Origin of the sequence: Microbacterium sp. LWO13-1.2 (assembly GCF_038397725.1) — a bacterium.
GTDB lineage: Bacteria > Actinomycetota > Actinomycetes > Actinomycetales > Microbacteriaceae > Microbacterium.
Genome location: NZ_CP151634.1, coordinates 3,273,862 through 3,294,923 on the forward strand (window position 1 = coordinate 3,273,862; position 21,062 = coordinate 3,294,923).

Here is a 21,062-nt window from a genome sequence, read left to right on the forward strand (position 1 = left end):
CCCTTGTCCCGTCAATGAATCCGGAGCAGTCTGAATTCATCAGTTTCGCCGAAATCGCGGAGGCGAGGATCATGAAGGCAAAGGCAGGCGATCGTCTGATCGTGGAGGGCCACACGGACTCCGAGCACCGCCGTGAGGCTGAGGTGCTCGACGTTCGAGGAGAAGACGGCGCACCGCCGTATCTGGTGCGCTGGACCGACGGCCACGAGGGCCTGGTATACCCGGGCACCGATGCCAGGGTGGTCCCGGCTTAGCCCCGACGTCTACATCTCCTGGTCGACCGCGATCGGCGTTGTCTCCGGCTCGGCGCCGTTCGCCGACGCCGGAACGACGCGCTCGAGCACGATCGCGAGCACGCCGACTCCTAGAGCGCCGGCGACCATGACAGCGATGAACCAGCCATCCAGCCCCGCCCCCAGGAGCAAGCCGGCCGCGAGGGGACCGGTGATGGCACCGCCCTGGAACGCCGCCGAGTTGATGGCGTTGTACCGGCCGCGCGTGCGGTCGGAGGCGAGATCGTTGTAGATCGCGGGCACGGTCGGCTGCAGCATGGTCTCGCCGAACGCGAAGACACCCATGAACGCGAGGACTCCGATCGCCGCCGCCAGGGAATCCGGGAGGAAGCCGGTCGCACCGAGCAGCAGCCACGACAGGGCCCAGATCAGGGCCATCACCTGCATGACTCGGGTGCGGCGCTTACCGGTGATGAACCGGAGCACGGCGAACTGCAGCAGCACGATGACCGCGGTGTTCACCGCGAACGACAGTCCGACCACGCGCGTCGAGACCTCTGACACCTGACGTGCGAAGGCGGGGAATCCGGCCTCCATCTGCCCATAGCCGATGAAGACGGCGAGGAACGTCAGAACGGTCAGCCACAGCACCACCGGACGCCGAAGTATCTCTCGATAGCCGCCAGCGGGTGGGGCGCCCTCTTCGACGTCCGACTCCGTGCGGACGTGGCGCAGCGGCCCGAGAAGCAGAGCCAGCGGGATGAGACAGCTCACGGCGTCGATGAGGAAGATCGTGGTGAAGGTACCCGGATCGGTCACATCGACGAAGAATCCGCCGATCACGCCGCCGACACCGATTCCGAGGTTCACGAGCGCGAAGTTGACGCCGAAGTACTGCTGGCGAACCTCTCCGTCGACCACGGTGGCGATGAGGGCGTTGAAGCCGGGCCAGGACACCCCGAAGTTGATGCCGATGAGGATGACGGCGATGGCCGCGACTGCCGGATGCGATGCGAAGGCCAGCAGTGCGCATCCCGCGATCATCGCCACGAGACCCGCGAGCAGCACTCTGCGGGCACCATAACGGTCGATGAGGGTCCCGCCCGGACCGGTGACGATGAGGCCGGTGATCGCGATGAGGCTCATCAGCGCGCCCGAGAGCCCGAGGTCGAAGCCGCGGACCTCATGGAAGTAGATGATCGTGAACGGGAGGGTCATCCCCCGGCCGAGCGTCTGAATCGCGACCGTCGACAGCAGCCATCGCCCTTCAGTGGGCAGGGCATTCCAGAACGTCTTCATACCGGTCACCCGATCATTCTTCCGGATGCCACCGACATCAGGGTCGTGCGGGCAGCCTCGACGTCAGCGACTCTCCTCGAACACGGTGATCTGCAAGTCCCCCGGCGCGTCGAGCCGAGCATTGAGCGAATCCCACGGCGTGCGCGTCGGCGGCGCGATCACCTCGGCCCCCGCCGCCTCCATGTCTGCGGTCATCGCGGCCGCATCGACGACCTCGAATGCCACGCGCAGACGCGGGCTCACCCGGCGCCCGACCTCGACATCGTCGATGAGGTCGACCTGCTCCGGGGTGCTCAGCTCGAGCGTTGCCCGTCCGACATCCAAGATCGTCACACGAGCGCCATCCCCGCTGTCGACGAACAGCTCCTCCGGTGCGCCGAGCACATCACGATAGAAGGCGACGGCCTCGTCGTAATCCGCCGCCTCGACCACCAGCCGCATCTGCAGCACCCGTTCGTTCATCTGAGCCCACCCTCCGGAATTGATCGTTACCGCCCGCTTCTGAGATCATCTCGAGTATGCCGGTGTCATTCAACGAGTTCCATGCCGCTCTGCTGCACGCCGAGACGAGGGACGCGTTGGGCATCTGGATGTCGGATGCCCAGGCGCAGCACGTCCATGCGGATGCGCAGCTTTCCCAGGCGCACTACGCGCACTGGCTCGCCTCGAATCCGGAACCGGTCTTCGCGGCTGCAGGAGCCCACGATTTCTTTCCGACCATGCCGCTGCCGACGCCGATCGGCAATGCTGCACCGGCGACGATCGTGAACGCCGCACCGGCGCCGGTCTCGACGCCTGCGGCCGGATCCACCCCCGGGAAGAAGAACACCGGGCTCTGGGTACTGCTGTCGATACTCGGAGCTTTGATCCTGATCGCCGTGATCGTCGTCGTCGCCGCGTTCGCGACGGCTCGGCATTGGACGAAGATCGACATTCCTGAGCAGCCGGAGACATTCCACAGCGAGGAGTACGAGACCGGACTGTACGACGTCACCATGGACACCGTGAACCCGTGCTGGGTAGACCAGGGCTGGGCGGACTGCACCAATGCGATGGTCGTCCAGTACAACGCGGCGTGCGCGGATGTCGATCTCACGGCGACCGCAACGGCGCTCTGCGACGACTACCTCGCGTCCATCGACGAGATGAAGGCCGCCGGCACTGACGGCGTCGTCGCCACGCTCGGCACCTACGGCCACCTGCATCGGACGGCAGAGGTATCGACGCGCGAGGTATCGAACAACGACGCCCGCCCCGCCGTCACGCACGAAGCCGTCTGCTATCTCGGTTTCATCGGCGAGTGCGAGTAGCGACTCCGACCGGAGCTACTTCTTCGGAGTCACCTCGACGGTGAAGGCGACCTCATCGCCCGAGGCATCGTTGGAGAGGACCACGTCGGTCTCGCCGACCTTCTTCGCGGTCAGGCCCGGATTGAACTGGGCGGAGCCGTCATCCTTGCCGGGCGTGAACGAGACGATCGCCTCGTCGTCGATCTCGGCCTTCCAGTCGAGGTAGTCCTCGTCGTCACCGACGAGATCGATGACGTTTCCTTCCACGACCGTCACCGTCGTGCCGTCGATCTTCGTCAGATCGGCGATGACCGGCGGCAGCGCATTGCCACCGCCGTCGCCACTGGTCGGTGCCGCGCATCCGGTGAGTGCGAGACCTACAGCGAGAAACCCGGCCGCGAGCATCGAGGGACGACGAGTCGAGGGCGACGACGCGAACCACTTCACGGGAGACCTCCAGTGTGCGTCCGCCGTGCGCAGTCGCTCAGAGCGAATGTAGCGCGTCGACCGGTCCGCGCACAGGGGCGACTTGGACGAGGGCGTTCCCACCGCGACCAGCGAGCACCGCGGGTTATGCCTTCGGTTTCCACAACGAGAGCGCGTTGATCCAGTTGGGGTCACCGACGCCCTGGTAACTCTGCTGGCAGACGAACTGGAGGCCGTTGTACGTCACGACGTCGCCCTTCGTGTACGTGCCTGTAGGGCTCCACACCGGCACCGGCGGGCCTGTCTCCGTCGCAGTTGTCACCGAGAACACCGCGCTTGCTGGTGACGCGTTGCCTGCGGCATCCACCGCACTCACCCGATAGCGGTACGAAGTCGACGGCGACAGCCCTGTGTCGATGTGGCTGGTGCCCGCGACCTGAACGATCTGCTGGAAGGCTCCGTTGCCGAGTGATCGCTCGATGCGGTAGCCCACGACGCCACGATTGTCGCTCGAGGCTGTCCACATCAGGTCGATGCTCGTCGACTTCGTCGCCATGCTGTGCAACCCGGTCGGTGTCGTCGGTGCCGTGACGTCGGGCCCGGTTGTCGGCGTGGGGCTCGGTGTCGGCGTGGGAGTCGGCGTAGGCGTCGGGGTGGGCGTGGTCCCACTGCCCGAAATATTGACGTCGATGACGTTGTAGAAGGCGTTGGCCGTGTCGGCGATCTCCCACACCGCGAGGATGACGTGGTAACCGGTGTGGTCGGACGGGATCGTGATCGTGTGCGCGGGGTTCGTGTTCGCTGCTGTGCCGTTGTGCGGGACCACCGTGAGAAGTTCGAAGTCGCCACGGTCGAGCGGACCGTTCGGGTTCCAGCCGACCTTCGTGATGTAGTAGCGCCATTCCGCCGCCGGGTGCGGCGCCGTGTAGGTCCAGCCGAACACGTGCGAGCCGGGCGTGACGTTGTTCTTCGCCCATCGCGTCGCGCTCTGAGCGTCGAGCTCTCCGAAGCGCGAATTGCCCGCTGAAGCGATCTGACCATCGGCCGGTCCGGTCACCGGGAACCCACCGGTCCCCTCGAGGCTCTGCGGCTCGTACTGAACCGCGCCGAGGTTCGTGTTCGCGGTGAATGCCGCACGCGCCGTGAGCTCGCTGCCGGCTCCACCGACCCACCCGTGCGCCTGCGCGGCGGACGTGCCGCCGATGACGAGCGCACCTGCGACCAGGAGTGCGACGACGCTCTTCGCCGTGTTTCTCCTGTGAATCGGATTTCGGGTCTTCGCAGCACTCATGGTGGATTCCCTTTCTCGAGGACGCCGCCACTCGAAACGGCATCTCTGGATCGGAGGTGACGCTACTCCACGCCGGGGCACGCCGACATTGTGGATAACCACGTCATCCGAGATGAAGGGATCCGAGAACAAGAAAACCCCCGCCTGAGCGGGGGTTTCAATCTTGCTGGGGTACCTGGACTCGAACCAAGAACAACGGAACCAGAAACCGCCGTGTTGCCAATTACACCATACCCCAAGGGCGAAACCAGGGCCTCGCACCAAGAGTCAAGCTTACCCGAGCGGCGGCCGGAACACCAAAACAGCCCGGTCGGCCGCCCGCTCGGGCGCGTCGTCAGTCCTTTCGGAGCTCCGCGAGGGCCCGGAGGCGTCGCAGTGACTCGTCCTTGCCGATCAGCTCCATCGACTCGAAAAGCGGCGGCGAGATGCGGCGCCCCGTGATCGCCACACGCGGCGGACCGTAGGCGACGCGAGGCTTGAGCTCGAGCTTCTCGACCAGTGCGCTGGCGAGAGCATCCTGGATCGCCGCCGGCGTGAAGTCCGTCAAAGGCTCGAGGGCGGCGACGCACGCTTCCAGCACCTCCGCGGCGTTCGCCGGCAGTCCCTTCAGCGCATCCGCCTCGTACGAGATCTCGTCGGTGAAGAGGAAGCCGAGCATCCCCGGCACCTCGCCGAGAAGCTGTACGCGCTCCTGCACCAGCGGTGCGGCACGGAAGGCGAGAACCAGCTGCTCATGGGTCGGCTCATCGAACAGGCCGGCCGCAGCAAGGTACGGGATGCTCCGTTCGGCGAAGTCCTTCACGTCGAGCATCCGGATATGGTCTCCGTTGATCGACTCGGCCTTCTTCTGGTCGAAGCGCGCCGGATTCGGGTTCACATTCACGATGTCGAACGCGGCAGTGAACTCCTCGAGCGAGAAGACGTCGCGGTCGTGGCCGATCGACCAGCCCAGCAGCGCCAGGTAGTTCAGCAGGCCCTCGTGGATGAAGCCGCGCTCCCGGTGCAGGAAGAGGTCGGCCTGCGGGTCGCGCTTGGAGAGCTTCTTGTTGCCGGTCTCCCCCAGCACCAGCGGCATGTGGGCGAAGCGCGGCACGAAAGTGGTGACGTCGGCGTCGATCAGCGCAGCGTACAGCGCGAGCTGGCGGGCGGTCGACGGCATCAGATCCTCGCCGCGCAGCACGTGCGTGATGCCCATCAGCGCATCGTCGACGGGGTTGACGAAGGTGTACAGCGGCACGCCGTTCGGGCGGACGACGACGAAATCGGGGAACGATCCTGCCGGGAATGTCACCTCGCCGCGAATGAGGTCGACGTACGTCAAGTCCTCGTCGGGCACCCGCAGTCGCAGCGCGGGCTGACGCCCATCGGCGCGGAACGCTGCCTTCTGCTCATCGGTGAGCTCGCGGTCGAAGTTGTCGTAGCCGAGCTGCTTGGCCCGCCCGTTCGCTTCGTTGCGGGCGTCGATCTCTTCCGCGTTCGAGTAGCTCTCGTACAGAGCACCCGACGCGACGAGCTTGTCGATCACGCCCTGGTAGATATCGTGGCGCTGCGACTGCCGGTACGGCGCATGCGGGCCGCCGATCTCGACGCCCTCATCCCAGTCGATCTTGAGCCAGGTGAGCGCATCGACGAGCTGGCGGAAGCTCTCTTCGCTGTCGCGGGCAGCATCGGTGTCCTCGATGCGGAAGATCATCTTGCCGCCGTTGTGACGGGCGTAGGCCCAGTTGTACAGAGCGGTGCGCACCATGCCGACGTGCGGCAGGCCGGTCGGCGAAGGGCAGAAGCGAACGCGGACGTCAGCGCCGCTTGCGGTCGTGGTGAGGGGGTGAGGGGTAGCCATAGCCCTCCAATCCTACGGCGCGCTGATACTGCACCGATCCGTCACTGCCCCGTCCGCCTCAGCCGCGCCGGCCGGACGCGATGGCGGCAGTATGTGGGAGGGCGAGGGCCCCGTCGACGGAGCGATCGGCGCACACGTCATCGAAAGCACGACGGAAGTCGTCACGGCCTGCCTCGTCAAGACTCAGGTAGAACGCGCCGGCAGACGCCACACCGCCTTCGGCCGACGCCCACAGCGCGGCCGGTTCGGCGTGCCACGTCCAGCTGAGCTCCGACACGAGGACGTCGCGCCAACCGGCGTCGCGGAGCATTCCGGCGAACCCCTCCGCGGTGCGCTCGAAATCCTTGTCCGGCGCGAGCCGCTCCCCCGCGACAGGTTCAAGGCCGGCGCGTGCACAGACTTCGTGCCACAACCAGGATGGCGAAACCAGCCAGATCGTCGCCGCCACCCGTTCCGCACTCACTCGCGCGAGTTCTCGTGCCGACTGTCGTGGATCGTGGACATGGTTGAGGACGAAGTTCGCGATGACGGCGTCGAAGGCGGCCTCGTCGAACGGCAGGTCAGGGAGGGATCCGGCGATGACGGCGAGTCTCGGATGCTCTCGTGCGGCGACCGCACGCATCGTCGCTTCCGGTTCGCAACCGGTCACGTCCCACCCGTCCGCTGCGAAGCGCGCGGCGACCATTCCGGTTCCTGAGCCGACGTCCAGCAGCGAACGGCCGGATGCCGGTCCGAGTTCTGCGGCGAGAGCATCCGTGGTTCCGGCGCAGAGTGCCGCATAGGACGACGCATACGCCTCACCGACGCCCGCCCACGGCTTCATCGCATGCCCCTCCGAGCGAGCGGTGAAAGGGCGACGATCGCGATCACGATCGCGAACGCCGCCGTGCCGAGTCCGGCGTACTGGAAGTTGGAGAGGATCACACCGGCGAGCACCGCTCCGGCCGCGGCGGACAGGCTCATCAGTGAGTCACTGCGCCCCTGGCGCGCCGTGCGCACGTCCGGCGCGCTCGCTTCGGTCAGCAGCGCCGCGCCGGCGACGGTAGCGGCACTCCAGCCGAGCCCGAGCAGGACGAGCGCGATCATCACGCCGGCCGGCGAAGAGTTCGCGAAGATCGCGAAGCCCAGCGCGCCGGCCAGCAACACCTGACCGAAGAGCACCACGCGCAGGCGACCCCACCGGTCGGCGAGGATGCCGAACACCGGCGAGAGCGCATACATACCGGCGACGTGCATCGCGATCGTCACGCCCACGAGCAGCGAGACGTCTGCCGACGAGGCATGCCCGCCCTGCGCGCCGTGCGCCATATGCGCCAGATGCACCGGCGTCATCGCCATCACCGACGCCATCACGACGTGCGATCCGGCGACGGCGAAGATGGCATAGCGCGCGGCGAGAGGGCGGTCGGCGCGCTCCTGGCCGGTGGCCTCGGCTGCGGCCTTCGCGATGCGCTGAGCCGCCAGGAGCGGGTCCGGGCGCAACGCGATGATGTACAGCAGCAGGGCGGCGCACTGCGCCACGAACGAGAACACGTACGACCCGGTCAGCGGCGGCATCCCGATCGCCTTGCCCACGATCTCGCCCGGCCCGAGCAGCAGCGGACCTGCGACACCACCGACCGTCGTCGCCCACACCACGACCGACAGGTCCCTGCCTCGATGCACGGGTGCCGCGAGGTCTGTGGCGGCGAAGCGCGACTGGAGGTTTCCGGCGTTGCCGGCGCCGATCAGCAGGATGCCGACGAGCAGCAACGGGAACACGCGCAGGCCCGCTGCGAGGATCACGACGGCGATTCCGACGAGCGCGAAGACGTTCCCGAGCGTGAGCGCACGGCGGCGCCCGACGCGGGCGGCAAGCTTCGCCAACGGAATGGCGCACAGCGCCGCTCCGAGAGTCACCGACGCTGTGGCCAACCCGGACAACGCGTCATCGCCCGAGATATCCGCGGCCAGGAGCGCGCCCAGCGAGACGGTGGCGCCGAAGGCGATGCCGCCGAGCACCTGGCCCATCGACAGCACCAGCACCGTGCGGCGCTGCACGGCCGCTTGCTGCTGTGCCGTCAGCGCGACGACGGTCATGACGCGGGAAGCGCGTCGCGCACGGAATTGCGCAGGATGCCCAGGCCGGTGATCTCGACCTCGACGGTATCGCCCGCCTCGAAAATACCCACACCTGCGGGCGTTCCGGTGAGGATGACATCGCCGGGAAGCAGGGTGAAGACTGCCGAGGCGTACTCGATGATCGCCGGAATCGAGTGGATCATGTCGGTGAGCGGCGCGTGCTGGCGCACTTCACCGTTCACCCTGGTCTCGATCGTGGCGGATGCCGGATCGAAGTCGGTCTCGATCACGGGGCCGAGCGGGCAGAACGTGTCGAAGCCCTTCGCCCGCGACCACTGGCCGTCTTTACGCTGGAGGTCGCGCGCCGTCACGTCGTTGCCGATCGTGTAGCCGAGCACGTAGTCCAGGGCATCCGCCGCCTTGACGTTCTTGGCGATGCGTCCGATCACCACCGCGAGCTCACCCTCGTACTCGGTGCGCTCCGAGAGGGTCGGGCGCACGATGGTGTCGCCGGGGCCGATCACCGCGGTGTTCGGCTTGAGGAACAGCAACGGTTCCTCCGGCGCTACTCCCCCCATCTCGGCGGCGTGGTCGTGATAGTTCTTGCCGACGCAGACGACCTTCGACCGAGGGATGACCGGTGCGAGCAGCACCGCGTCCGCGAGCGGCACGCGTTCGCCCGTCGTCTCGTATCCGGCGAACAGGGGGTCGCCGGCGAGGACGACCAGATCCTTCTCGTCGAGGATTCCGTAGGTGATGGCGTCATTGTGGCTGAACCGAGCGATCTTCACCCGTCCAGCCTAGAACCTCAGGCGTCCAGACGGACCAGCCAGCCGTGCCGGTCCTCGCGGCGGCCGTACTGGATGTCGGTGAGCTCTTCGCGCAGCGAGAGTGCGAGCTCGCCGATCGGCTGCACATCCTCGAAGTCATCGTTGACGAGCGCGCCGATCGGGGTGACCACGGCGGCCGTGCCACAGGCGAACACCTCGACGATGTCGCCCGATGCCACGCCCTGACGCCACTCGTCGATCGAGATCGGCCGGCGCTCGACCGTGTATCCGCGGTCCTCGGCGAGCTGCAGCAGCGAGTCGCGCGTGATGCCCTCGAGGATGCTGTCGGACTGCGGGGTCACGACGCGGCCGTCCTTGAACACGAACACGACGTTCATGCCACCGAGCTCTTCGACATTGCGTTCCTCGTTGAGGAAGACGACCTGGTCGCAGCCCTTGGCACTCGCCTCGGCCTGCGGCAGCAGACTGGACGCGTAGTTGCCGCCGGTCTTGGCCTTGCCTGTGCCACCGCGGCCCGCGCGGGCGTAGTCCTCGGAGAGCCAGATGCGCACGGGCTTGACGCCGCCGGAGAAGTACGCGCCGGCCGGGCTGGCGATCACGTAGTAGGCGACCTTCTGCGCGGCGCGAACACCGAGGAAGGCCTCTTTCGCGAACATGAAGGGCCGCAGGTACAGGCTCTGGTCAGCGCCGGAAGGCACCCAGCGGCCGTCGACGGCGATGAGCTCGCGCAGCGACTGGATGAAGTACTCGGTCGGCAGCTCGGGCAGAGCCAGACGACGCGCGCTCGCCTGCAGCCGAGCCGCGTTCCGGTCGGGGCGGAACGTGTGGATCGAGCCGTCGGCGTGACGGTAGGCCTTGATGCCCTCGAAGATCTCCTGCGCGTAGTGGAGCACGGATGCGGCGGGATCGAGCGCGATCGGGCCGTACGGCTGCACGCGCGGACGGTGCCATCCCCCCTTGGTGGACCAGCAGATGTCGACCATGTGATCGGTGAAGTTGACGCCGAAGCCCGGATTCTCCAGCACCTCAGCGAGACGTGCAGGCGCCGCTGCCTGCAGGTTCTTCATCACAGTGAACTCCAGCGGGGCCACGGCCGCCTCTGCGTCGATGGTCGTCATGTCGTCATCCATTCCTTGTGGGTGGGCGCTCCGTCGCGCCGTTTCAGCCTACGCCCGAACCGCGGATGCGCGCCGCCGTTCAGAACCAGTTGGTCAGAGCAGAGCAGTGATCGCGGAACCGATGTCCGCCGTGGTGCGCGGCGCGCCGTCGCGTGCGGCGATATCGGCCTCGACGGCCTCGCTGACCCGCAGGGACTCCTCCACGAGACCGAGGTGGTCGAGCAGCAGCGCGATCGAGAGGATCGCCGCCGTCGGGTCCGCCTTCTGCTGCCCCGCGATGTCGGGAGCCGAACCGTGCACGGGCTCGAACATCGACGGGAACGCGCCGTCGGGGTTGATGTTCCCGGAGGCAGCGAGGCCGATGCCTCCGGTGACCGCTCCGGCGAGGTCCGTGAGGATGTCGCCGAACAGGTTGTCCGTGACGATGACGTCGAACCGAGAGGGGTCGGTCACGAGGAAGATCGTCGCCGCATCCACGTGCAGGTAGTCGACAGTGACATCCGGATGCTCGGCGGCGACCTCGTTCACGACGCGCTGCCAGATGCCCCCGGCGTGCACCAGGACGTTGGTCTTGTGCACGAGGGTGATCTTCTTGCGTCGACGCTCGGCGAGGTCGAACGCGTAGCGGACGACCCGCTCGACGCCGAATGCCGTGTTCACCGAGGTCTCGTTCGCGACCTCATGGGGCGTTCCCTTGCGGATCGCGCCCCCGTTGCCGACGTACGGTCCTTCTGTGCCCTCCCGGACGACGACGAAATCGATCGCTCCGGGGTTCGCGAGGGGCCCGGGAGCCCCGAGGAACAGCTTCGAAGGACGCAGATTCACATAGTGGTCGAGCGTGAAGCGCAGCTTCAGAAGCAGGCCGCGCTCGATGTTGGCGTCCTTCAGCCGGGGGTCGCCCGGGGTGCCGCCGACGGCCCCCAGCAAGATCGCGTCGTGCGCGGCGATGGCTTCGAGATCATCGTCCGTCAGGGTGTCGCCGGTCTCGAGGAAGCGCGCAGCGCCCAGCGAGAAGCGGGTCTTGTCGAAGCTGACGCCGCTGCCTGCGGTGACGGCATCGAGCACCTTCTCGGCTTCGGCGACGACCTCGGGGCCGATGCCGTCACCCGGGATGACGGCCAGCTTCACGACACGCGACATGACACTCCTTGCATCGGGATCGCCCGCGATCCGACGCGGCGCGGGCGTGCATCCAGCGTACTGGTCAGTGCATACGCCCCGAGCGCAGTGTGACGGCGGCGATCACGCCGGCTGCCACGACGAGCCCGGCCCCGATCAGCGACGTCACCGTCACTCCGGATCCGAACGCCGCGGCTGCCGCGTTCCAGAGGGAGTCGCCGAGCTGCGCCGGGAGTTCCTGAGCGGCCGTGTACGCGCCGGCGAGCGTCTCCCGCGCGGCATCCACCGCATCCTGCGGCAGACCATCGGGGATCACCAGCGCTCCACGGTAGAACGCGGTGATGATCCCGCCGAGCACGGCCGTGCCGAGGACAGCGCCGAGCTCGTACGCCGTCTCGGAGACGGCGCTCGCGGCTCCCGCCTTCTCGGCAGGCGCACTGGAGAGGATCAACTCGTTCGAGATGGTCTCCGCGGCGCCGATCCCGATCCCGAGCACCACGAAGGCCACGACGAGGGGCAGCACGCCGTGCTCGTGAGTGGTGAACGCGACGATCAGATATCCGGCGACCGAGAACACCAGCGCCGACGGGACCAGCACATGCGGAGGCACCCGCCGTGAGATGGGCACGACGGAGAGCCCTGCGATGATCATGGCGACCATCCCGGGCACGAGTGCGAAGCCCGCCGTCATGGGCGACAGACCCAGCACGAGCTGCAGGTGCTGGGAGACGAAGTAGAGGAAGCCGACCAGGGCGACGACACTGAGCAGATTCACCAGGATCGCGCCGGAGAACGAGCCCCGGCGGAACAGAGCCATGTCGAGCATCGGAACGTCCGTGCGCAGCTGGCGCCGCACGAACAGGGCGCCCAGCAGGATGCCGAGCAGGGTCCAGACGGCGGCGAGCACGGTCGGTCCCTCGACGGCGAGCGACTTGATCGCGTAGACGATCGGAATCATCGCGCCCATCGAGAGCAGGATGCTGATCGGATCGATCCGGCCCGGATTCGGGTCGCGGCTCTCGGGGACGAGCAGGGGTGCCGCGATGAGCAGCGGGATGAGCACGGGGACCGCGATGAGGAACACCGATCCCCAGCCGTAGTGCTCGAGGAGGAAGCCGCCGACGATCGGACCGAGCGCGGCACCGGCCGAGAACGCGGATGCCCAGACGGCGATCGCCAGGCGGCGCTGATCGCGGTTCTTGAAGATCGAACGCAGGAGGGAAAGCGTCGAGGGCATCAGCATCGCGCCGAAGAACCCGAGGAGGGCACGAGCGGCGATCAGCAGCCCCGCTGTGGGGGCGAAGGCGGCCAGCGCAGACACGGCGGCGAAGCCGGTCGCGCCGATGAGCAGCATCCGTCGACGTCCGAACCTGTCGCCGAGCGTGCCCATCGTGACCAGGAGACCTGCCAGCACGAGCGGATAGGCGTCGATGATCCACAGCTGCTCGGCTCCGGTGGGTCCGAGCGCGATGGAGATCTCGGGCAGCGCGAAGCTCAGCACCGTATTGTCCACCGAGACCAGCAGAACCGGCAGCATAAGGACGACGAGTGCCGCCCAGCCGCGCGCGCCGGCTCGCGGCGCATCCGTCTCGATATGGTTATCGATCGTGGGAATCGACGCTGTGCGCGTCATGGAACACCTCTCAGTATCTTTTGGACGACCCGTTACTAAACCGTCCAGATGGTACAGTAACAGAATCGGCAGAATTTTTCCCGAGAACAGGACCCCGATGCCCCGACCGCCGCTCGCACGTGAACGTGTCCTCGATGCCTTCGAGGCGCTCGTCATCGCCGATGGAGAGCGCTCAGCCACACTGGATGCCACGGCCAAGGCAGCGGGTGTCTCCAAGGGCGGCCTGCTCTACCATTTCGGCTCGAAGGACGAACTCGTCGCCGGGATGCTCGAGCGCCTGGATGCACTGACGACGGCGGACCTGGAGCGCATGTCGTCCGCCGCAGAAGGCCCGGTCGCGTACTACGTGCGGACCTCGGTGATGGAGGATGACGCGCTCGATCGGGCCCTCATCGCCGCTTCTCGGCTGGCTCAGGCCGGATCATCGGCGGCAGCAGACGCACTCAGAAACGTCCGCAGACGTTGGGCGGATCAGATCCGGCCCCATGTGCGCGACGACGCGAGTCTTGATCTCGTGATGCTCGTCAGCGACGGTCTCTACTTCAACAACTCGCTCGACGTGCACGGGCCCGAGCGACTCATTCCGAACGGCGACGAGCTCCGAGACCTCATCGAGCTGGTGCTGCGGGCAACCGCCTGAGGCGCTCACCTCCCCCGCACGAGAACCCGTCTGGTTCGACGGAGCATCGACTGCACGATCAGCGGATGCAGCAGGCTCACCGGAGTGAAGTACAACCGCCCGCGCCACCCGTGCAGCCGGACCACCGTGGTCACCCTGACGATCCCGGAATGCACGTCCACTCCGACGGCGCATCGGAAATCCAGGTGTTCATCGTCGAACGCCATCAGGGCTTCGTCGCCGACCACCTCGCGCACGTCGAAGACACCCGACGGAGCTGGTCGGAGGCCGAGCAGCGAAGCGAAGAGCATCCGCACGGCGAACAGTCCCTGCACGGCGCGCGGCACCGAGGACGGCGAGAACATCGTCTCCGCCCAGAGGCGAGGATCGCTCGGCGCCTGCGGCGGGATCGAGACGAAGAAGACGTCTCCGTGATCGAACCTGCCGTCACCGAAGGCGAGGCTGACGAAAGAGGGCTCGCGGTTCATATGCTCGCCCTCCCCCGCGTCACGCCTCGGTGATCTCGATCTGACGGAACAGGTCGGCGTCGATCGCGCTCGAGACGTCGTCGAGCAGATCGTCGGAGACCGGCGAGTCCAAGGTGAGGATGCTGAGCGCCTGCGCACCGGCGGCCTGACGCGCGATCTGCATACCAGCGATGTTGATGCCGGCCTGGCCGAACTTCTGCCCGTAGACGGCGACGATTCCGGGGCGGTCCGTGTACAGCATCACGACGTGGTGCTTCTCGATCGGGAGTTCGACGGCGTGGTCGTTGATGCCGACGAGCTTCTCGATCTGCTTCGGTCCGGTCAGCGTGCCGGACACCGACAGCTGCGAGCCATCGGAGAGGGCGCCGCGCAGCGTGATGACGTTGCGGTACTCGTCGCTCACGTCGTCCTGGATGAGACGGACGGCGACGCCCCGCTGCTCAGCGAGCAGAGGTGCGTTCACGTACGAGACCGTCTCGCTGACGATGTTCGTGAAGACGCCCTTGAGCGCGGCGAGCTTGAGCACGCTGACGTCGTAGTCGTTGAGCTCACCGTGCACCTCGACGTCGAGGCTCGTCAGCGGCGAAGTCGCGAGAGCGGCGAAGATCTGACCGAGCTTGTCGACGAGGGAGATACCGGGGCGCACGTACGGGTCGATGACACCGCCGGCGACGTTCACGGCATCCGGCACCAGGTCTCCACCGAGCGCCAGGCGCACGGAGCGGGCGACCGAGACGCCGGCCTTCTCCTGCGCCTCCTCGGTGCTTGCGCCGAGGTGCGGGGTGACCACGACGTTCGGCAGATCGAGCAGTGCGCGCGCGGAGCCGCCCTCGGCGGGGGGCTCTGAGGTGAAGACGTCGAGTCCGGCGCCGGCGATCTCGCCGGCGACCAGTGCCTCGTGCAGTGCGACCTCATCGATCAGGCCGCCGCGGGCGACGTTCACGACGAACGCGGAGGGCTTCATCGCCTTGAACTGCTCAGCGCCGAGCATGCCGGTGGTCTCCGGGGTCTTCGGCATGTGGATCGTGATGAAGTCCGACTCCGCGACGAGCTCGTCCAGCGAGAGCAGCTGCACGCCGAGCTGCTGGGCGCGTGCGGAGGTGACATAGGGGTCGTAGGCGACGACGCGCATGTCGAAGGCGGCGAGGCGGGCCGCGACGAGGGCGCCGATGCGGCCGAGGCCGATGATGCCGACGGTCTTCTCGAAGAGTTCGGCGCCGGTGAAGGAGCTGCGCTTCCAGGCCCCGGCCGACAGCGACGCGTGCGCCGCGGGAATGCGACGGGCGAGGCTGAGGATGTGGCCGACGGTGAGCTCGGCGGCGGAGACGATGTTCGAGGTCGGGGCGTTGACGACCATCACACCGGCAGTGGTGGCCGCCTTGATGTCGACGTTGTCGAGACCGACGCCGGCACGGGCGACGACCTTGAGCTTCGGCGCGTGGCTGAGCGCCTCCTCATCGATCTTCGTCGCTGAGCGGACGAGCACTGCGTCCGACTCTGCCAACGCGGAGAACAGCGCCGCGCGGTCGGTGCCGTCGACGTTGCGGACCTCGAAGTCCGGGCCCAGGGCCTCGATCGTGGCGGGAGAGAGTTCTTCGGCGATGAGCACAACGGGCTTCGGCACAGTGGATCCTTCGGGGCAGCGCGACAGGCGGGAGGGGCCGATGCGCCGCACACCGTGGGGGCGCGATCGGTTTCAACTGTACCGGAGCGGTTCAGCGCGCCCCGACGTGTGACGTTCGGCGTCAGCGCGCGACGGTCACCAGTTCGTCCATGTTCAGCACGCTGTATCCGAGAAGACTCAGCCAGAAAACGGCCACCACACCGAGTCCGGTGAGCAGGAGCAGCGCGAGCTCTCCGGCGTTGCGGCGCCGTCCGAGCGCGAGGGCGAGCACGAACACGATGATCGGGAACACCACACCGAACAGGAACGTCACCCAGCCGATCGCGGTGAGACCGCTCGGCAGGAACGAGACCAGATGCGCGACGGCGTTCCAGACGGCGTATGCGTAGAACAAACCGGCCGCGCCGATGACGGTCCAGGTCAGCCAGCGCGGAGCCCCGTTCCCACCGACCGACTCCGGCACGGAATCTCCTGCAGCACTCACGACCCGATCACCCCCACCGTCACGAAGGGCCATGGCACCAGCAGCACCACGCCGACAAGAAGGACGAGCAGCCGGATCCACGTCGCACGGCCGCGCGTGAGGATCCAGGACGTCAGGAACCAGAGAGCGGGTGCGGCGATCGCCAGCACGAACCACGGCACGAACATCGCGTCAGCGACGATCAGGGCCGTCAGCGGCTTGAGCCGCAATCCTCCGATGACCCACCCGACGGTGTACAGCAGGTAGATGCCCCCGACGATGCCGAGCGTCACGAGCATCGCCGTACTCATCGGCGCGGGCGCATCCGCCGGCGTGACGGTCCCGTCCGCTTTGATCCGCCCCACCTTTGCGCTGCCCTTGCCCACGGCATTCCAGCCGTGCGGAAGCGAGGGGTCGCTCTTCGGCGATTGCTCGTCGCCCGCCCAGCCCAACGCGTCGTCGGAATCGGAGTCGGATGTCATGAGGACAGCGTAGGGCTTCCACTAAGCTCGGCGCTGTAACGATCGGGGAGGCACCGTGGCTGAGAGCAAGAAGAAGGTCGTCCGTGACGATCAGACCGTGTCGAGCGACGGCGGAGTCGTCGACCCGCCGGCGAACTGGAAGCCGACTCCGGAGGCGAAGTCGAAGGCGGTGACCTTCCGTTGGATCGCCGTGGTCCTGTGGGTCCTCGCGATCGCCGGAGAGGCCGTCGGCATCTTCTGGCTGCTGCGCCAGCGCGTCTTCGTCGGCGAGGACGGCGCGCTCGTCCGCGACCCCGACACCGGGCTCCTCGAGGAGCAGGGCGTCACCGCACAGTTCCCGCAGTGGGCGTTCATCGCTCTCCTCGTGCTGCTCGTCGTCATCGCCGCGCTGGCGATCACCGGGTCCTTCCTCTGGAAGAAGGCGAATCGCCTCGATCCCGCGAGAAAGTCCGACACCGTGCGATTCTTCGTGCAGAACCAGCTCGGTGCGATCATCGCCATCATCGCGTTCGTGCCGCTCATCATCCTCATCTTCCTGAACAAGGACATGGACAAGGGGCAGAAGACGACGGCCGGCATCGTCGGTATCGTCCTGGCCGCTCTCGCCGTCGTGCTCGGGATCGACTTCAACCCGCCGTCGGTGGAGAAATACACGGCAGACCAGTCCACCGTGATCCAGCTGCTCGGCAAGGACGAAGTCGTCTGGGTCGACGGCGGCGCCGTCTACCACGTGTGCGACGAGGTCTCGGACATCCAGACCGGCAGCGAGAAGCGCACCGGCACCACCGCTGAGGCGGTCGAAGCAGGCAAGACCCGCCTGACGCTCGAGTTCGCATCAGAGTTGAAGACCTGCGGACTGGCTGTGCCGGAGAACTCGAGCGAGATCGTCGAGGCGCTCCGCGCCATCCGCGACGGTTCGACCGACACGCTGCTGCCCGCGCCCGTCTGGGCGGACGCGGCCGACGCTCCGATCGAGGTCGAAGAGGCGCCGTCGGAGTGATCCGCTCTTGACCAGCTGAGAACGGAGGAGGCCCGGTGCACGTGCACCGGGCCTCCTCCGTTCTCACGGGCGTCAGATCCCGGATGCGGTGAGCACGGCGACCGGTTCTCCGCGCAGACCAACGGGAACCTCGACGGACCGGATACCGTGCGCGTCCCGCTCCGCGCGCGCGGGGGTTCCGTCCCGCCAGCGCATTTCGACATCTCCGAACTCCGCGGGCAGGGCAACCGTACCGACGCTCGGGTCGAGCGTGTGGAGATGCACGCCGTCTGCCGAACGGGTGTACCGCACCGGCACCCCGGCCTGCTCCCCCATCCGGATCCACGGCCGCGTGCCGTAGATCGCGTCGCCGTTCACACGCAGCCACGCGCCGAGTTCGCGCATCGCGTCGCGCTGCAGCTCCGGGATCGATCCGTCTGCAGCCGGTCCCACATTGATCAGCAGGTTTCCGTTCTTCGCGACGACATCCACGAGGAGACGCACCAGCGCTGCTCCGGAGAGCGAATGCCTGGCGTCCTCGTCCTGGTTGTACCCGAAGGAGTACCCGAGTCCTCGCGTGGACTCCCACGGCTCGGAGATGATGTCGGGGATGTCCGTGTATTCACGCGTGAGGAACCCGTGGTACGGCACTCCCCAGCGGTCGTTGACGACGCCGCCCGGCACCGCGTCGAAGTATCTCGACAGGAACGCGGCCACGCCGTAGGCCTCCGGCCCTTTGCCGCCGTCCGGCCACTCGATGTCGTTCCACAGGAGATCCGGCGAGAAGCGCTCGACGAGCTCCTCGAGCTGCGCCGCCGAATAGCGGGCGAAATGCTCGTCGGTACGGCGATATCGAAAGAGGTCCGTGTCGGACTCGATGGCCGGGAAGTCACTCACGTGCCAGTCCAGAGCCCCTGAATAGTAGACGCCGAACTTGGCCCCCGCGCGACGGGTGGCATCGTGGAACTCCGCGATCAGATCCCGGCGGGGACCGCGGGCGACCGCATTGAATCCGGTCGTCCCGGTGCCCCAGAGACAGAACCCCTCGTGGTGCTTCGTCGTCGGGACGATGTACTGCGCTCCGGCATCCACCAGCTCGCCGACAAAAGCGTCGGCGTCGAATGCCGAGGCGTCCCATCGATCGGCGAGATCCTCGTATGACGTACCGGGGCCGTACAGACGCTGGTGGCGCTCCCAGGTGGGGCTGCCTGCGATGCGGACGGTGTTGCCGTACCACTCCGCGTACTGATGCCAGGCGTACGCATCCTCAGTCGGGATGTTCACGCCGTCACCGTGCTGCACGGCCCAGGCGGGCACCGAGTACAGGCCCCAGTGCACGAAGAAGCCGAGCTTCGCGTCGCGGTACCAGTCCGGCACGCCGTTCGTCGGATAGGTCGGCGCGGCCGCGCCGAAGTCCGGACCGGTGCGCTTCTCGAAGTTCATCATGCGGTCTTCTTCTCCTCGTCGTGCATGCGAGCCGCGGACATCAGCGCCCGCCGAGTCCTGCCATCGCGATCCCCTTGACCAGGTGCTTCTGGAGCACGATTACCAGCACGGTCGTCGGGACCATCGAGATGATCGCAGCGGCCATCTGCAGGTCCCAGCGGGTGCCGGTGAGGCCGGAGAAGCTGGCGAGGCCGATCGGCAGCGTGCCGTGCGCGTTGTAGTCCACGGTCACGATGAGCGGCCACAGATAGCTGTTCCAGAAAGACAGGAACGTGAAGACCGAGAGCACGGCGACGGCCGACTTGGCGAGCGGCAGGATGATCTGCACGAACGACCGGACCGGCCCCGCGCCGTCGACGCGCGCGGCTTCTTCGAGCTCGTACGGGATGCCACGGAAGAACTGACGCATCAGGAAGGTGCCGAACGCGGTGAACGCGAACGGGAAGATCAGCGCCTGGTAGGTGTCGACCCAGTCGAACCATTGCATGACCTGGAACATCGGGATCACGAGGACCTCGGCGGGGACCATGAGCGTCGCGAGGAACAGGACGAAGACGGCATCCCGCCCCTTCCATCGCAGCCGTCCGAAGGCGTAGCCGGCCGTGGTCGAGACGAACAGCACGACGAGCGTGCCGGCGATCGCGACGAAGAACGAATTGCCAATGTAGGTCAGGAACGGCCCGTAAGCGAACACGTCGAGGAAATTCGTCCAGCGCACCTCGGATGCGACCAGCGACGGCGGCATCGTGAACATCTCGGAGTTCGGCTTGAGCGCCGAGAAGAACGCGTACACGATCGGCGAGACGAAGATCGCCGCGGCGATATAGACGAGCACATGCGCGATGACGAGTCTGGTACGCTCCGCTGCGCTCAGCGGCGCCCTGGTGCGTCCCTTGCGGTCGACCTCGACGTGTTCGCCATCGCCGAGCACAACGGATGAGGTCTGCAGGTCAGTGCTCATAGTGCACCCACTTCTTCTGCGCGCCGAACTGCAGCGCCGTGATGACGATGATGAGAGCGAACAGGATCCACGCGCCCGCAGCGGCCAGGCCCAGCTCCTGGAATTTGAAGCCCTGGTTGTAGATGAACTGGACCAGCGGTTGCGTCGCATTTCCGGGTCCGCCACCGGTGAGCAGTTGCGGCTGCACGAACACCTGGAGCGCCGTGATCATCGTCATGATCGTGGCGAAGAACACCGCCGGCGAGATCATCGGGACGACGATGCTGAGCTGCATCCGCAATCCGCTCGCACCGTCGATCCTGGCGGCCTCCATCACCGACTCCGGCAACTGCTCGAGCGCCGCCGAGAAGATGAGCATGTTGTATCCGACGCCTTGCCAGACGCTCATGATGACGACCATGATCATCGCCCACTGCGGGTCGGCCAGGAAGTTCGGCAGCGTCACCCCGAACCAGCTCTCCGAAGCGCCGTTGAACAGGCCTTGTGGCTGCAGGAGCATCTTCCACACCAGCACGTTGGCGACCATCGGCGTCACCACGGGGATGAAGAACAGCACGCGGAGGGCGCCGCGACCGCGAATGCGCGGCCCCAGGGCCATCGCGAGCACGAGCGACAGCCCGACGTTCAGCGGAACGTAGAGGATCGTGAAGACCGCGGTGTTCCGCATCGCCGGCCAGAAGTCCGGGCTGGCCGTGAACAGCCGGATGTAGTTGTCGATTCCGATGAAGGTCTTCTCGCCGAACGTCGGCCAGTCGAAGAAGCTCATCACGACGGAGAGCACGACAGGCACGATGGTGAACAGGGCGAGGCCCACCAGGGCCGGGGTTGCGAACCCCAGCGCCTGGCGGCCTTCGACCTTGGCGAGAGACCTGCGACGTGGCACGTTGGCGGTCATCTCTC

The 21,062-nt window shown here is 66.9% G+C and carries 22 protein-coding genes and 1 tRNA gene; 4 read left to right on the forward strand and 19 right to left on the reverse strand.

Annotated features, from left to right (window positions below; all coding sequences use genetic code 11):
* Positions 1-71 precede the first annotated feature (71 nt).
* On the forward strand, positions 72-254 hold the full coding sequence (locus MRBLWO13_RS15700) for a DUF1918 domain-containing protein (RefSeq protein ID WP_341975024.1): 183 nt from the start codon (positions 72-74) through the stop codon (positions 252-254).
* A 9-nt stretch (positions 255-263) separates the two neighbouring features.
* Here MRBLWO13_RS15700 and MRBLWO13_RS15705 read toward each other — a convergent pair whose 3' ends face one another.
* On the reverse strand, positions 264-1,532 hold the full coding sequence (locus MRBLWO13_RS15705; protein ID WP_341978441.1) for an MFS transporter: 1,269 nt from the start codon (positions 1,530-1,532) through the stop codon (positions 264-266).
* Between the two features lie 63 nt (positions 1,533-1,595).
* Positions 1,596-1,994, reverse strand: coding sequence for a VOC family protein (locus tag MRBLWO13_RS15710; protein ID WP_341975025.1), 399 nt, complete (start codon positions 1,992-1,994; stop codon positions 1,596-1,598).
* Positions 1,995-2,050: 56 nt separating this feature from the next.
* Here MRBLWO13_RS15710 and MRBLWO13_RS15715 point away from each other — a divergent pair, with 56 nt between their 5' ends.
* Positions 2,051-2,842 (forward strand): hypothetical protein, encoded by a 792-nt coding sequence (locus MRBLWO13_RS15715; RefSeq protein ID WP_341975026.1) that lies wholly within the window; start codon positions 2,051-2,053, stop codon positions 2,840-2,842.
* A 15-nt stretch (positions 2,843-2,857) separates the two neighbouring features.
* On the opposite strand, the gene MRBLWO13_RS15720 is transcribed toward MRBLWO13_RS15715, so the two are convergent.
* The 10 genes from MRBLWO13_RS15720 to MRBLWO13_RS15765 all read right to left on the reverse strand — a co-directional run bounded on the left by MRBLWO13_RS15720 (position 2,858) and on the right by MRBLWO13_RS15765 (position 13,100).
* Positions 2,858-3,268 carry a hypothetical protein gene (locus MRBLWO13_RS15720; protein WP_341975027.1) on the reverse strand — a complete coding sequence of 137 codons (411 nt, stop codon included), beginning with the start codon at positions 3,266-3,268 and terminating at the stop codon, positions 2,858-2,860.
* Between the two features lie 124 nt (positions 3,269-3,392).
* Complete coding sequence (locus MRBLWO13_RS15725) at positions 3,393-4,538, reverse strand: lytic polysaccharide monooxygenase (protein WP_341975028.1); 1,146 nt, start codon at positions 4,536-4,538, stop codon at positions 3,393-3,395.
* A 166-nt stretch (positions 4,539-4,704) separates the two neighbouring features.
* Positions 4,705-4,776, reverse strand: a tRNA-Gln gene (locus MRBLWO13_RS15730).
* 96 nt (positions 4,777-4,872) lie between these two features.
* On the reverse strand, positions 4,873-6,378 hold the full coding sequence (gene gltX, locus MRBLWO13_RS15735; protein ID WP_341975029.1) for a glutamate--tRNA ligase: 1,506 nt from the start codon (positions 6,376-6,378) through the stop codon (positions 4,873-4,875).
* Positions 6,379-6,436: 58 nt separating this feature from the next.
* Positions 6,437-7,201: a class I SAM-dependent methyltransferase gene (locus MRBLWO13_RS15740; RefSeq protein WP_341975030.1), complete on the reverse strand. Its 765-nt coding sequence runs from the start codon at positions 7,199-7,201 to the stop codon at positions 6,437-6,439.
* On the reverse strand, positions 7,198-8,457 hold the full coding sequence (locus MRBLWO13_RS15745; RefSeq protein ID WP_341975031.1) for an MFS transporter: 1,260 nt from the start codon (positions 8,455-8,457) through the stop codon (positions 7,198-7,200). Before MRBLWO13_RS15745 ends, MRBLWO13_RS15740 begins: the two co-directional genes overlap by 4 nt.
* Entirely contained in the window at positions 8,454-9,230 is a 777-nt protein-coding gene (locus MRBLWO13_RS15750; RefSeq protein ID WP_341975032.1) for a fumarylacetoacetate hydrolase family protein, read from the reverse strand. Before MRBLWO13_RS15750 ends, MRBLWO13_RS15745 begins: the two co-directional genes overlap by 4 nt.
* Before the next feature lie 17 nt (positions 9,231-9,247).
* Positions 9,248-10,348 (reverse strand): branched-chain amino acid aminotransferase, encoded by a 1,101-nt coding sequence (locus MRBLWO13_RS15755; protein WP_341975033.1) that lies wholly within the window; start codon positions 10,346-10,348, stop codon positions 9,248-9,250.
* 93 nt (positions 10,349-10,441) lie between these two features.
* Positions 10,442-11,488, reverse strand: coding sequence for a 3-isopropylmalate dehydrogenase (locus MRBLWO13_RS15760; RefSeq protein ID WP_341975034.1), 1,047 nt, complete (start codon positions 11,486-11,488; stop codon positions 10,442-10,444).
* Positions 11,489-11,552: 64 nt separating this feature from the next.
* A complete protein-coding gene (locus MRBLWO13_RS15765) occupies positions 11,553-13,100 on the reverse strand; it encodes an MFS transporter (protein ID WP_341975035.1) in 1,548 nt (515 codons plus the stop codon).
* A gap of 97 nt (positions 13,101-13,197) precedes the next feature.
* Here MRBLWO13_RS15765 and MRBLWO13_RS15770 point away from each other — a divergent pair, with 97 nt between their 5' ends.
* On the forward strand, positions 13,198-13,740 hold the full coding sequence (locus MRBLWO13_RS15770) for a TetR/AcrR family transcriptional regulator (RefSeq protein ID WP_341975036.1): 543 nt from the start codon (positions 13,198-13,200) through the stop codon (positions 13,738-13,740).
* Positions 13,741-13,745: 5 nt separating this feature from the next.
* Here the strand turns inward: MRBLWO13_RS15770 and MRBLWO13_RS15775 are convergent, their stop codons facing one another.
* The 4 genes from MRBLWO13_RS15775 to MRBLWO13_RS15790 all read right to left on the reverse strand — a co-directional run bounded on the left by MRBLWO13_RS15775 (position 13,746) and on the right by MRBLWO13_RS15790 (position 16,776).
* Positions 13,746-14,207, reverse strand: a complete 462-nt coding sequence (locus MRBLWO13_RS15775) for a DUF2867 domain-containing protein (RefSeq protein WP_341975037.1) — start codon at positions 14,205-14,207, stop codon at positions 13,746-13,748.
* A gap of 19 nt (positions 14,208-14,226) precedes the next feature.
* Positions 14,227-15,831 (reverse strand): phosphoglycerate dehydrogenase, encoded by a 1,605-nt coding sequence (gene serA / locus MRBLWO13_RS15780; protein ID WP_341975038.1) that lies wholly within the window; start codon positions 15,829-15,831, stop codon positions 14,227-14,229.
* Positions 15,832-15,952: 121 nt separating this feature from the next.
* Positions 15,953-16,315, reverse strand: a complete 363-nt coding sequence (locus tag MRBLWO13_RS15785; protein WP_341975039.1) for a hypothetical protein — start codon at positions 16,313-16,315, stop codon at positions 15,953-15,955.
* Positions 16,312-16,776 carry a hypothetical protein gene (locus MRBLWO13_RS15790; protein ID WP_341975040.1) on the reverse strand — a complete coding sequence of 155 codons (465 nt, stop codon included), beginning with the start codon at positions 16,774-16,776 and terminating at the stop codon, positions 16,312-16,314. Before MRBLWO13_RS15790 ends, MRBLWO13_RS15785 begins: the two co-directional genes overlap by 4 nt.
* 55 nt (positions 16,777-16,831) lie before the next feature.
* Between MRBLWO13_RS15790 and MRBLWO13_RS15795 the strand changes: the two genes are divergently transcribed.
* Positions 16,832-17,776, forward strand: coding sequence for a hypothetical protein (locus MRBLWO13_RS15795; protein WP_341975041.1), 945 nt, complete (start codon positions 16,832-16,834; stop codon positions 17,774-17,776).
* A gap of 72 nt (positions 17,777-17,848) precedes the next feature.
* On the opposite strand, the gene MRBLWO13_RS15800 is transcribed toward MRBLWO13_RS15795, so the two are convergent.
* From MRBLWO13_RS15800 to MRBLWO13_RS15810, 3 genes are read right to left on the reverse strand one after another with little or no spacing between them, the layout of a single operon-like run.
* Positions 17,849-19,201: an alpha-L-fucosidase gene (locus MRBLWO13_RS15800; protein ID WP_341975042.1), complete on the reverse strand. Its 1,353-nt coding sequence runs from the start codon at positions 19,199-19,201 to the stop codon at positions 17,849-17,851.
* A gap of 40 nt (positions 19,202-19,241) precedes the next feature.
* On the reverse strand, positions 19,242-20,162 hold the full coding sequence (locus tag MRBLWO13_RS15805; protein ID WP_341975043.1) for a carbohydrate ABC transporter permease: 921 nt from the start codon (positions 20,160-20,162) through the stop codon (positions 19,242-19,244).
* Positions 20,152-21,057: a sugar ABC transporter permease gene (locus MRBLWO13_RS15810; protein ID WP_341975044.1), complete on the reverse strand. Its 906-nt coding sequence runs from the start codon at positions 21,055-21,057 to the stop codon at positions 20,152-20,154. The genes MRBLWO13_RS15805 and MRBLWO13_RS15810 overlap by 11 nt, the downstream gene beginning before the upstream one ends.
* Positions 21,058-21,062 lie beyond the last annotated feature (5 nt).

Bases quoted from the DNA above. Each gene is read 5' to 3' on its own strand.
- MRBLWO13_RS15805 (WP_341975043.1), bottom strand. From the start codon at position 20,162: ATGAGCACTGACCTGCAGACCTCATCCGTTGTGCTCGGCGATGGCGAA.
- gltX (WP_341975029.1), bottom strand. From the start codon at position 6,378: ATGGCTACCCCTCACCCCCTCACCACGACCGCAAGCGGCGCTGACGTC.
- MRBLWO13_RS15700 (WP_341975024.1), top strand. From the start codon at position 72: ATGAAGGCAAAGGCAGGCGATCGTCTGATCGTGGAGGGCCACACGGAC.
- MRBLWO13_RS15725 (WP_341975028.1), bottom strand. From the start codon at position 4,538: ATGAGTGCTGCGAAGACCCGAAATCCGATTCACAGGAGAAACACGGCG.
- MRBLWO13_RS15710 (WP_341975025.1), bottom strand. From the start codon at position 1,994: ATGAACGAACGGGTGCTGCAGATGCGGCTGGTGGTCGAGGCGGCGGAT.
- MRBLWO13_RS15765 (WP_341975035.1), bottom strand. From the start codon at position 13,100: ATGACGCGCACAGCGTCGATTCCCACGATCGATAACCATATCGAGACG.
- MRBLWO13_RS15715 (WP_341975026.1), top strand. From the start codon at position 2,051: ATGCCGGTGTCATTCAACGAGTTCCATGCCGCTCTGCTGCACGCCGAG.
- MRBLWO13_RS15775 (WP_341975037.1), bottom strand. From the start codon at position 14,207: ATGAACCGCGAGCCCTCTTTCGTCAGCCTCGCCTTCGGTGACGGCAGG.
- MRBLWO13_RS15800 (WP_341975042.1), bottom strand. From the start codon at position 19,201: ATGATGAACTTCGAGAAGCGCACCGGTCCGGACTTCGGCGCGGCCGCG.
- MRBLWO13_RS15705 (WP_341978441.1), bottom strand. From the start codon at position 1,532: ATGAAGACGTTCTGGAATGCCCTGCCCACTGAAGGGCGATGGCTGCTG.
- MRBLWO13_RS15740 (WP_341975030.1), bottom strand. From the start codon at position 7,201: ATGAAGCCGTGGGCGGGCGTCGGTGAGGCGTATGCGTCGTCCTATGCG.
- MRBLWO13_RS15810 (WP_341975044.1), bottom strand. From the start codon at position 21,057: ATGACCGCCAACGTGCCACGTCGCAGGTCTCTCGCCAAGGTCGAAGGC.
- MRBLWO13_RS15745 (WP_341975031.1), bottom strand. From the start codon at position 8,457: ATGACCGTCGTCGCGCTGACGGCACAGCAGCAAGCGGCCGTGCAGCGC.
- MRBLWO13_RS15755 (WP_341975033.1), bottom strand. From the start codon at position 10,348: ATGACGACCATCGACGCAGAGGCGGCCGTGGCCCCGCTGGAGTTCACT.
- MRBLWO13_RS15760 (WP_341975034.1), bottom strand. From the start codon at position 11,488: ATGTCGCGTGTCGTGAAGCTGGCCGTCATCCCGGGTGACGGCATCGGC.
- MRBLWO13_RS15790 (WP_341975040.1), bottom strand. From the start codon at position 16,776: ATGACATCCGACTCCGATTCCGACGACGCGTTGGGCTGGGCGGGCGAC.
- MRBLWO13_RS15770 (WP_341975036.1), top strand. From the start codon at position 13,198: ATGCCCCGACCGCCGCTCGCACGTGAACGTGTCCTCGATGCCTTCGAG.